The 11991-nt window shown below is 49.1% G+C and carries 8 protein-coding genes; 6 read left to right on the top strand and 2 right to left on the bottom strand.

What is annotated here, in order from left to right:
- Nucleotides 1-41: 41 nt before the first annotated feature.
- Nucleotides 42-1160 (top strand): hypothetical protein, encoded by a 1119-nt coding sequence (locus tag HF894_RS00315; RefSeq protein ID WP_204970698.1) that lies wholly within the window; start codon nt 42-44, stop codon nt 1158-1160.
- On the opposite strand, the gene HF894_RS00310 is transcribed toward HF894_RS00315, so the two are convergent.
- Entirely contained in the window at nt 1154-1858 is a 705-nt protein-coding gene (locus HF894_RS00310; protein WP_204969557.1) for an SAM-dependent methyltransferase, read from the bottom strand. The genes HF894_RS00315 and HF894_RS00310 overlap by 7 nt on opposite strands.
- Before the next feature lie 97 nt (nt 1859-1955).
- Entirely contained in the window at nt 1956-2813 is an 858-nt protein-coding gene (locus tag HF894_RS00305; RefSeq protein ID WP_075317679.1) for an enoyl-ACP reductase FabI, read from the bottom strand.
- 177 nt (nt 2814-2990) lie between these two features.
- Here HF894_RS00305 and HF894_RS00300 point away from each other — a divergent pair, with 177 nt between their 5' ends.
- The 5 genes from HF894_RS00300 (at nt 2991) to HF894_RS00280 (ending at nt 11986) form a co-directional block, all read left to right on the top strand.
- Complete coding sequence (locus tag HF894_RS00300) at nt 2991-4562, top strand: glycoside hydrolase family 28 protein (protein WP_204970697.1); 1572 nt, start codon at nt 2991-2993, stop codon at nt 4560-4562.
- A gap of 187 nt (nt 4563-4749) precedes the next feature.
- The gene (locus HF894_RS00295) at nt 4750-5976 is read left to right on the top strand and encodes a DUF4861 domain-containing protein (protein WP_204970696.1); all 1227 of its coding nucleotides are present in this window, start codon (nt 4750-4752) and stop codon (nt 5974-5976) included.
- A 52-nt stretch (nt 5977-6028) separates the two neighbouring features.
- A complete protein-coding gene (locus HF894_RS00290; RefSeq protein WP_204970695.1) occupies nt 6029-7708 on the top strand; it encodes a glycoside hydrolase family 43 protein in 1680 nt (559 codons plus the stop codon).
- Nucleotides 7709-7892: 184 nt separating this feature from the next.
- Nucleotides 7893-8546 carry an HAD family hydrolase gene (locus tag HF894_RS00285; RefSeq protein WP_204970694.1) on the top strand — a complete coding sequence of 218 codons (654 nt, stop codon included), beginning with the start codon at nt 7893-7895 and terminating at the stop codon, nt 8544-8546.
- A gap of 221 nt (nt 8547-8767) precedes the next feature.
- Nucleotides 8768-11986, top strand: coding sequence for a SusC/RagA family TonB-linked outer membrane protein (locus HF894_RS00280; protein ID WP_204969562.1), 3219 nt, complete (start codon nt 8768-8770; stop codon nt 11984-11986).
- The last annotated feature ends 5 nt before the right edge of the window (nt 11987-11991 follow it).

Below are 11991 nucleotides of genomic sequence, written 5' to 3'. Positions count from 1 at the left end.
CTCAGCCTCTTTTTTGTTTAAAAGGAAAAAGCGATACACCCATGAGCCGACAAAGTATTCTTTCTTTCAAGTATAACATGGCATGGGGGTTTATTCCCGTCCTGGTGTCCATGATACTGTCCGAACTAGCCACGCTAGGTACGGCCATCTATGCGGGCGCCCTGCTGGGTATCGTCCTCTCCACCTATACATTCTTGCGAAAAGGAAGCCACTTGCCGCAAATTCTGTTATATGGCATTACCGCTATGCTGGTTCTGCTTGCCTTCACCTATTATTTCTACGCCGCCAGCTGCCAGCCGCAATGGTACTCCTTCACCCTCGAAGTAGGCACCCTACTATTAATTCTGCTCTTCTACCTGAACCGTAAATCGCTGAAAGCTTACTACGGTTCTTTTAAAAGGAAGCATCAGTCGTCGGCTCAAAGCGTTGAAGCCACTATCGTATCGGCCCGTGTCGTATTGCTTTTCGGCGCTATTCATTTGCTCGCCCTACTGTTGACAGGCGCTTCCTTTTTCCAAGGCGAATCAAGTTTCATTCTACATCACGTAGCACCGCCTGCGGTATTCATCCTAAGTATTCTATTCAACCAGATAGGCATCAGCTATTTCAACCGCCTGATGAAACGGACGATCTTCATCCCCATAGTCAATGCCGAAGGCAACGTAGTGGGCAAAGCATTGGCTTCCGATGCCTTGAGCAAGAAGCAGAAATATATGATACCCTTTGTACGCGTAGCTGTCACGCTGAACGGTATGCTTTACCTCTGCCCACGGCTTCAATGCTCTTCTTTTGAAAAAGGCAAAGTCGACCTGCCGGTCGAAGGCTATCTGCTCTATGGCGAAACGCTGAAGCAGGGCATTCATCGGTTGGTACGTCAAGTCCTGCCCGAAATATCCATGCAAGACCTCAAATTCAATTTCAAATATAAATTGGAAAACGAAATGACCAACCGCCTGGTATATGTCTTCACAATAACCGTCGACCACGAAAGCCAACTGAAACGTAACAAAGGACAAGTCGGGAAACTATGGACCATCCAGCAGATCGAACAAAACATCGGGCAGAACTACTTCTACCATTGCTTCGAAGACGAATACAATCGTGTTTTTTCAATGATTGATGAATGTGGCGGAAACTTATCCACACACAATGCTCACTGATAGAGCAGGAAGATGCAAGGTATTTTAGTCAGATCGGGTGTATGCCCCTTCCAGTCCTTTACGCTCCGTGTTTTGATGAACTCTCCTTCGCATGTAATGTTGGCGGCAATGCAAAGTTTCGTTTGAGGACGGCAATTCTGAAGAATATCGTCCAGCATCTTATTGTTACGATAAGGTGTCTCAATGAACAATTGTGTCTGATGCTCGGCGTAGACACGCTGTTCGAGTTGCTTCAGCTTCTTGGCGCGTTCGGCTGGTTCAATAGGCAAGTATCCGTTGAAGGCAAAGCTTTGCCCGTTGAAACCCGAACCCATGACTGACAGGATGATGGACGAAGGACCTACAAGTGGCACTACCTTCAAGCCCTTGCGCTGTGCAATGGCCACCACATCTGCACCCGGATCGGCCACAGCAGGACAACCTGCTTCGGAAATAACTCCCATAGATAAACCGCCCTCAAGCGGTTTCAGATAGCCCGAAATATCCGCAGGAGACGTATGCTTGTTGAGCGGATAAAAAGTCAGGGCATCAATATCAATGTCCTTGTCTACTTTCTTCAGAAAACGACGGGCCGAACGGACGTCCTCCACAATAAAGTGGCGGATACCCACTATGATTTCCTTGTTATATCCAGGCAAGACCTTCTCCCAGGGAGTGTCGCCCAAGGTAACGGGCAGCAGATAGAGTGCGATTTCCATTAAATGAATTGAAAATGGAGAATTGAAAATTGAAAATGAAAAATTCATCCTCCATTTAATTCTCCATTCTCAATTTTCAATTCTCAATTATAAAATTTTATCCGTAGATAATATTTCCGTTAGCATCCTTATACTCGTCAAGACCTTTCTCGTAAGTAGCCATGGCACGGAGGCTCATACCCACGCTGGAGAAACCACCGTCGTGGTAGAGGTTCTGCATAGTAACCTTGCGGGTGAGGTCAGAGAACATCACGATGCAATAGTCGGCACATTCGTCGGCCGAAGCGTTGCCCAGCGGAGACATACGGTTGGCGAAGTCGAACAATTTGTCCATACCCTTCACACCTGAACCAGCCGTAGTCATTGTAGGTGACTGAGAGATGGTGTTCACACGCACGTGGTGTTCACGTCCGTAGATGTAACCGAAGCTGCGTGCGATAGACTCAAGCAGAGCTTTAGCGTCGGCCATATCATTGTAACCATAGAAGGTACGCTGGGCAGCCACGTAACTCAAAGCCAGGATAGAACCATAGTCGGCAATAGCACCCAGTTTCTTGGCAGCCTGTATCATCTTGTGGAAAGACACGGCAGAAATATCCAGTGTCTTGCTCAGCATATCGTAATCCAAATCGTCGTACGTACGTTTCTTACGCACGTTGGGAGACATTCCGATGGAGTGAAGTACAAAGTCAACCGGTCCGCCCAGCACTTCCATGGAGCGCTTGAACACGTTCTCCAGATCTTCTACGCTGGTAGCGTCGGCAGGGATTACCTCACAATGCAACTTCTCGGCCAGGGCAGATACTTCGCCCATGCGGACAGCTACAGGAGTGTTAGACAACGTAATGGTTGCACCCTCTTCAACAGCTTTTTCTGCAACCTTCCAGGCAATGGACTGCTCGTTCAGAGCACCGAAAATAATGCCTTTTTTTCCTTTCAATAAATTGTAACTCATACCTATTTTTATAAAGTTCACGCCGCAAAGATAGGAAGTTTCCACGTAAGTTTCTTGAAAAACAAGGAAAGAAAGTGGCTGAATGACAAAAAATACACCTAAACCAACAAATAATACACACGAGACAGAGAACATTACGGTACTTTTGCAATGGTAAAAATTAAAAAGATATCACGAATGAACACATTTGTCAAGAAGTTATTGGTGCTTGCCAGCGCAATTGTCCCTGTGGCCTGCGCACAACAGGCGGAAACCACGCAATGCAAAAGCAGCATTGACAACAGCATCTACGAGAACCTTCCCTTCAGTATGCCCCAAGTCATCCAACCGTCTTTCCCCGACTATACGGTCAATATCAAAGACTTTGGAGCCCAAGCCGATGGCAAGACGTTGAACACCCAAGCCATCAACGACGCCATCAAAGCCGTCCACGAAAAGGGAGGAGGCAAAGTGGTCATCCCTGAAGGTTTATGGCTGACGGGGCCCATCGAACTGCAGAGCAACGTCAATCTTTATACAGAAAAGAACGCACTGGTATTGTTTACAGACGACTTTCAGGCTTATCCCATCATAAAAACCTCGTTCGAAGGACTGGAAACACGCCGTTGCCAGTCGCCCATCTCGGCACGAAACGCTGAAAACATCGCCATCACAGGCCATGGCGTGTTCGACGGCTCGGGCGACAGCTGGCGCCCTGTCAAGAAAGGCAAAATGACATCCTCGCAATGGAAGACGCTTGTTGCCTCGGGCGGTGTAGTGGAAGATGATATCTGGTATCCCACTGAAGGTTCACTCAAGGGCGCCAAAGCCTGCAAGGAATTCAACAACCCCGTCGGCATCGAAACCGATGAAGAATGGGACGAAATCCGCCCCTGGCTTCGCCCCGTCCTGCTCAACATTGTAAAAAGCAAGAACGTCCTGCTCGAAGGCGTGACCTTCAAGAACTCACCCAGCTGGTGCCTGCACCCCCTGTCGTGCGAACATATCACGATCAACAACGTCAAGGTATTCAACCCCTGGTATTCACAAAACGGCGATGCGCTCGATTTGGAATCGTGCAACAACGCATTGATTATCAACAACGTGTTCGATGCAGGCGATGACGCCATCTGCATCAAGTCCGGCAAAGACGAGGACGGGCGCAAACGCGGAGAGCCCTGCCAGAATGTTATCGTAAAGAACAACGTTGTCCTGCATGGACATGGCGGCTTCGTGGTAGGTAGCGAGATGTCGGGCGGCGTGAAGAACATCTACGTAGCCGACTGTACTTTCCTGGGCACCGACGTAGGCCTGCGTTTCAAGAGCACCCGCGGACGTGGTGGTGTGGTAGAAAACATCTACATCGACCGCATCAACATGATAGATATCCCTCATGAAGCCCTGCTGTTCGACCTCTTCTATGGCGGCAAGGGAGCAGGTGAAGAGACCGAAGAGGAGCTGGCTGGACGCATGAAAGCCGCCATCCCGCCTGTGACAGAAGAAACACCCGCTTTCCGCGATATCCATATCTCGAACATCACGGCCAGCAACATAGGTCGGGCCATGTTCTTCAACGGCCTGCCTGAAATGCCGATACGCAACGTCAACATCAAGGACGTAGTCATCAACGACGCCAGGCAGGGTATTGTCATCAGCCAGGCAGAAAACGTAACGATTGACAACACGCAAGTAAATACACAAGGAGAAGTGTTGCAGGTAAAAGACTCCAAGAATGTGAAAGTTAACGGAAAAACCTACCATAACGAATAACATTAACCCACCGGCATAAATCAACACAACTAAAGGTATAGAGGTTTCATTAAGATCGCCCCCTGTGGTCTGTCACATCAGGCCGCAGGGGCGAAATTCTTTATGATTGAATTGGAGAAATCATCGCAAACTTTCATTTTTTTGATTACTTTTGTAACAAAGTAATTTAAAAAGCCACATACACATCATGAAAAAAGAACTATTTGCCCTGCTGGGCATTCTTTGCGGTAGCTGCATGCTGATGACCGCACAAGAAACGACACAACTGAAAATCAAACTCGAGAACACAGGCGACCGCACACAAAAGGATGCGCCCGTAGTCATCCGCCTCGACCAGACGGGAGCCACCTTCCAGGTACGTTCGGCCGTGGTCATGGACAACAAGCAGGAAATCCCCTCCCAGCTGGACGACCTCAACGGCGACCTGAAGGCAGACGAACTGGCCTTTGTCATCGACATGCCTGCCCACACGAATAAAGAATTGACCCTCACCCTTTCCTCAGCCAAACCAACCAAACAATACCCCGCCCGCGTATTCGCTCAAATGCTGGCACGCGACGCCAAGAACAACCGCCACGCACCCGTACAATCCATCACCGTGCCTGGCACGACAGATTTCTATAGCATGGTACACGGCCACGGCCCCATGTTCGAATCCGAGCTCGTAGGCTATCGCGTCTACTTCAATGAAAAACAGACTCTTGACCCCTACGGCAAGTTCAACAAAGGCATGGAGCTGAAGGAAAGCCAGTTCTATCCCAACGATGAACAGCTGGCACGCGGCTTTGGCGACGATGTGTTGCTTGTGGGAAATAGTTGCGGCATCGGCGCCCTTAAGGGTTGGGACGGACAGAAGGCCACCCACGTGGCACCTGTCGCCTTCCGCACGGAGCGCATCCTGGCCTATGGTCCTATCCGCACCGTTGCGGAGGTGGAAGCCAAAGGATGGGAATACCAGGGGAAAGAACTGACCATGACCCACCGCTACATCCTCTATGCCGGCCATCGCGACCTGCGCATCGAGACCACCTTTGCAGAGCCGCTGGAGGAAGAAACCTTCTGTACAGGCGTGCAAAACATCATGGGCAACGAAACCGTCTCCTACTCTGACCACAAAGGACTGGTAGGTAGCTGGGGAAAACACTGGCCCGTCAACGACACGGTGAAATATGCCAAGGAGACCATCGGCATCGCCACCTACATTCCACAAAAATATGTCCGCAAGGAAGTGAAGGACAAGGACAATTTCCTCTACACCGTCTCTGCACCTGGTAGCGACAACTTCTATTACTACACCATGTTCACCTCGCGCAAGGAAACCTTCGGCTACCCCACCTCGGAAGCCTGGTTCGAGTACATGCAGGAGTGGAAGGAAGAGTTGGAGAATCCAATAAAAGTCACCATCATCCGTTGAGTGTAAAACAGCCTTCGTGCGTATAAATACCCAAACGATAAACCTGTCTATCATGAATTTGTCAAAAGCACTATTAGGACTCAGCTTGTTGGTCGGCCTGCCACTAGCCGCCCAACAGACGGAAAACTACGTATCGAAGGTATGGGTGGCCGACCAGGGCGACGGCACCTACAAGAACCCCGTCCTCTATGCCGACTACTCCGACCCCGATGCCTGCCGCGTGGGCGACGACTTCTACATGACCTCGTCGAGCTTCAACTGCCTGCCCGGCCTCCAGATCCTCCACTCCAAGGACCTGGTGAATTGGACCCTCATCGGCGCGGCCATCCCCTATAAACTGACTCCTGAAAGTACGCCCGAACGGCCTGAACATGGCAACCGCGTATGGGCCCCCTCCATCCGCCACCACAACGGCGAATTCTACATCTTCTGGGGCGACCCCGACCAGGGCGCCTTCATGGTGAAAGCCAAAGACCCCAAGGGGCCGTGGACAGAGCCTGTACTCGTAAAAGCCGGCAAAGGCATCATCGACACCTGCCCCTTGTGGGATGACGACGGCAAAGTCTATCTGGTACATGCCTATGCGGGCAGCCGTGCCGAGCTGAAGAGCGTCATCGCCATCTGCGAACTGAACGCCGAAGCCACGCAAGCCATCACCCCCTCGCGCATCGTCTTCGACGGCCATGAGGCGCACGAGACGTGCGAAGGCCCCAAGTTCTACAAGAAGGGCGACTATTACTACATCTTCCACCCTGCCGGCGGCGTACCCACAGGCTGGCAGGTCGTACTCCGTTCGAAGAACGTCTACGGCCCCTATGAATGGAGAACCGTGCTGGCACAAGGCGACACGCCCGTCAACGGCCCCCATCAAGGCTCGTGGGTGGACACGCCGACGGGTGAAGACTGGTTCCTCCACTTTCAGGACGTAGGCGCCTATGGCCGCCTCGTTCACCTCCAACCCATGAAGTGGGTGGACGGATGGCCCGTTATCGGAGAGGATAAGGACGGCGACGGATGTGGCCAACCTGTATTGACACACAAGAAGCCCAATGTGGGTAAGACCTACCCCGTCTGCACCCCACAGGAGAGCGACGAGTTCGACGGCTACACCCTCTCGCCCCAATGGCAATGGCACGCCAACATCAACGAGAAGTGGGCCTACTATGCCGGCGACCAAAGCCTCGTCCGCCTCTACTCCTACCCTGTCGTAAAGGATTACAAAAATCTGTGGGACGTAGCCAACCTGCTCCTTCAGAAGACACCTGCCCCCAACTTCACCGCCACGATGAAGCTCACGTTCAAGCCCATCAGCAAATACAAGGGCGAACGCACAGGCCTCGTCGTAATGGGTCTCGACTACGCTAGCCTCATCCTTGAGAATACGGAAAAAGGTCTGGTACTCTCGCAAGTGGAGTGCCCCAAAGCAGAAAAAGGTACGCCCGAACAGGTCAACGCTTCCGTCCCCCTGACCGACCCGACCGTCTATCTGCGTGTCAAGTTCAGTTGCGACGGCCAAAAGATAGCCGAGAGTGAAGGTGGTCACGACCTCGTGGTGATGTGCGACTTCAGCTATAGCCTCAACGGGAAGAGCTTCAAGAAGCTGGGCAACCCCTTCCAAGCCAAGGAAGGCAAATGGATAGGCGCCAAGATAGGCACCTTCTGCACCCGCCCCGCCATCAAGACAAACGACGGCGGATGGGCAGACATCGACTGGTTCCGCATCACTCCCTGACAGGCGGGGTTTCCTAACCACCACACAAGGAAATCGGCCTTTTCACGCAAAACTATGTTTTACGGACAGGAAAAGGCCGTTTTCTTCCTCGTAAAACAGTGCTTTTTCCACACGCTCCCGACCGCCCTATCGAAATAAATACTACTTTTGCGCAGAAAAAGACGAAACAGAAGGAGGAAACAAGATGAAAAAACTGGTTATATTCGACCTCGACGGCACCCTGCTGAACACCATCGCCGACCTGGCGCAAAGCACCAACCACGCCCTTGAGACCCTGGGCTACCCCACCCACGAAGAAGCCGCCTACAAGTTCATGGTAGGCAACGGCATCAACAAGCTCTTCGAACGTGCCTTGCCCGAAGGAGAAAAGACGGAAGAAAACGTCTTGAAAGTCCGTAGCCATTTCGTTCCCTACTACGACCAGCACAACGCCGACAAAAGCCGTCCTTACCCAGGCATCCCCGAGCTGTTGTCCCGCCTCCAATCCCGCCAAGTCCAGCTGGCCGTGGCCTCCAACAAATACCAGTCGGCTACCGAAAAGCTCGTTGCCCACTACTTCCCCACCATCCGCTTCGCCGCCGTCTATGGCCAGCGTGAAGGAATAGCTACCAAGCCCGACCCCACCATCGTCTTCGACATCCTGAAGCAGACCTCCATCGCTCCCGACGATACCCTCTACGTAGGCGATTCGGGTGTCGACATGCAGACGGCCCTCAATGCCCATGTCACCGCCTGTGGCGTCACGTGGGGGTTCCGTCCGCGCACCGAATTGGAGGCCTTCTGTCCGAAACATATTGTCGACACGACAGAAGCCATCGAAAACATCGTTTTAGCCTGAGCCAAAGCTATAACAACCCTCTCACTTCCAGAAACATGTTTTCCAACATGTTTTCTGGGAGAATATTCTTAAAGTCCACATACATAACAAAAATTCCCACCCTAAAAACAAATATTCCACATACCCTCGTTTACAATCTTATACATTTGCAGCGATGTATTAACAGTGTGTTCGACCACACTAAATAGAAACTAACTCTTTTATTTAATAACATGCTAAGAATGTCTAACAAGATGAAAACCACGCGCACCGCGCTACTAACCCTATTAGTAGCCCTGATATCGCTCAGCGTATCGGCGCAAAACGTAACCGTAAAAGGTACCGTGAAAGACAAAACAGGAGAAACCGTCATCGGTGCTTCTGTAGTTGAGAAAGGGAATACCAGTAATGGTACCATCACAGACATTGACGGAAACTACACCTTGAGTGTTCCATCGAATGCCACCATTGTATTCTCTTATGTGGGTATGACCACCCAAGAAGTGTCCGTTAAGGGTAAAACAACCATTGACATCGTTATGGAAGACGACGCCCAAGCCTTGGAAGAGGTTGTGGTCATCGGTTATGGCTCAGTCAAACGTAAAGATTTGACAGGTTCTGTAGCCACCGTAAGCTCAGATGTATTGGCTGCAGTACCTGTGGCATCAGCAACAGAAGCCCTGACTGGTAAAATGGCTGGTGTACAAATCACCACGACTGAAGGTTCTCCTGACGCAGAAATGAAAATCCGCGTACGTGGCGGCGGCTCAATTACAGGAGACAATACCCCTCTGTTTATTGTAGATGGTTTCCCTGTTGAATCCATTTCCGATATACCAGCTTCAGACATCGAGGACATCACCGTTCTGAAAGATGCTTCTTCTACAGCCATCTATGGTTCTCGTGGTGCAAATGGTGTAATTCTTGTTACGACCAAATCTGGTAAAGAAGGAAAAATCAACGTCAGCTACAACGCCTATTACAGCTGGAAAAAAATAGCCAAAACACTGGATGTACTCGATCCTTACGATTATGCAAAATGGCAATACGAACAAGCATTGCTGAGAGGAAACAGCTATGTAGAAGACTATGAAAGCTACTTTGGCTCTTACGAAGACTTGGACATGTATAAGAATATACCTTATAATGATTGGCAAGATTTAACTTTCGGACGAACAGGTAACACCTTCAACCACAATTTAAGCATAACCGGCGGTAGTGAAAAAATAAAATACGCATTCAGCTACAGCCACATGAACGACAAAGCCATCATGGAAGGTTCTGACTACAAACGTGACAACTTTAGCTTGAAATTGAACACCAAACCTGTTAAGAACGTAACTCTTGACTTCTCTATCCGTTACTCAGAAACCAATATTGGAGGTGGTGGAGCTAATGATGTCAGCAGTACTTATGACTCAGATAAACGACTGAAGTACTCTGTCATCTACACTCCGATACCTTTGGAAAACATGGATTCCTCAGCAGGTAGTTCAGACGATGATTTAGGTAATCTCTATCACCCGTTGACTGCTATCTCGGACAATGATCGCGACCAAGAGCGCAAGACACTGAATATGTCAGGCAGCTTCGGATGGGAAATCTTCAAAAATTTCAAGTTCAAAACCGAACTTGGATATGATGATTACCGCAATGACGATCTTCGTTTTTATGGACTTACCACCTATTATGTAAAGAATGTACCTTCTGCAGAGAACCAAAACCTACCGGCTATTCAAATTGCCAATACCAATCGTCATAAGTTCCGCAACACCAATACTATCAGCTACGACTTCTCTGACTTATTCAAAGGAGACAGCCACCATTTGAATGCAATGATCGGCCATGAGTGGATCATCACCAAATCCAGCAAACTTACCAATATTGTACATGGTTTCCCCGAAACATTTACAGCCGCTGATGCATGGAAACTGACTTCTATGGGAACCCCCTTCTCTATCGACAATTTCTATGATCCAGATGACAAACTCTTGTCCTACTTCGGACGTATAAACTACGACTACCAAAGCAAATATCTATTGAGCGCAACTTTCCGTGCCGATGGTTCTTCCAAATTTGCAGCTGGCAACCAGTGGGGATACTTCCCTTCAGCAGCTGTCGCATGGCGTGTATCTTCTGAAAACTTCATGGAAGGTACTAAAGAATGGTTGGACGACTTAAAACTCCGATTTAGCTATGGTACTGCAGGAAACAATAACATTCCTTCAGGACAGATGGTACAAACTTATAGTAACTCTGCTACTTCTTGGATCAATGGTTTCTCCAACTATTGGGCACCTTCCAAGACAATGGCTAACCCCGATTTAAAATGGGAAACAACCATTACCCGTAACTTAGGTTTGGATTTCACTGTACTTGGTGGTAAGTTGAATGGTACCATCGAAGCCTATTTGAATACCACAACTGATTTGCTTATCCAATTCCCTGTAGGTGGAACCGGATATGATACACAATACAGAAATATGGGTAAGACTGAAAACAAAGGTATCGAAGCAAGCATCAATTGGACTATTGTTAACAAAAAAGATTGGGGAGTAAGCTTCAATGCTAATATCGGCTTCAATAAAAATACCATTAAAGATCTGGGTATGATGAACGATTTCGGAGCAGAAACCTACTGGGCTTCTTCTGAAATCGGAAATGACTTCTGGATTGCTAAAGGTGGTTCTGTAGGCCAAATGTATGGTTACCGTTCAGACGGACGCTACGAAGCAAGTGACTTTGTAGGTTATGACGCAGCTACAGATTCCTGGATTCTGAAAGAAGGTGTAGTAGACGCATCCGCTGTTGTTGGTAAAATCCGTCCAGGCTCCATGAAGCTGAAAAATATAGATGGAAGCGAAGATAACAAAGTTACAACCGACGATCGCGAAATTATTGGTGATGCCAACCCGTTGCATACAGGTGGTTTTGGTATTAGCGCATACGCCTATGGTTTTGATCTGAGCGCCAATTTCAACTGGAGCTTCGGCAACGATGTCTACAATGCCAACAAAATCGAGTTTACCCAAACAGGTAAATATCAATATCGTAACATGACCTCTGAAATGGCAGATGGAAAACGTTGGACTAACCTGAGAGCTGACGGTACACTCAGTACCGATTTGGAAGAATTGGCAGCCATGAATGCCAACACAACCATGTGGTCTCCATTAACCGATCGTATGATATTCAGCGACTGGGCTGTAGAAGACGGTTCATTCCTCCGTTTGAACACATTAACTTTGGGATACACGCTCCCGAAATCATTACTGAGCAAAGTAAAAATACAAAATCTGCGCTTCTACGTAACAGGATACAATCTCTTCTGCCTGACAAGCTACACGGGTTATGACCCAGAAGTATCAACCATACGTAAGACTAATCTGACTCCTGGCGTTGATTACTCTGCATACCCCAAGAGTCGTCAATTTGTAGTAGGTGTAAACCTGAATTTCTAAACCGT

The sequence above is a fragment of the Caecibacteroides pullorum genome, from assembly GCF_019239235.1.
Taxonomy (GTDB): Bacteria; Bacteroidota; Bacteroidia; order Bacteroidales; family Bacteroidaceae; genus Bacteroides; species Bacteroides pullorum.
Note: the sequence above shows the minus strand (reverse complement) of the source record. Positions and strands in the feature narration are given on the sequence as shown.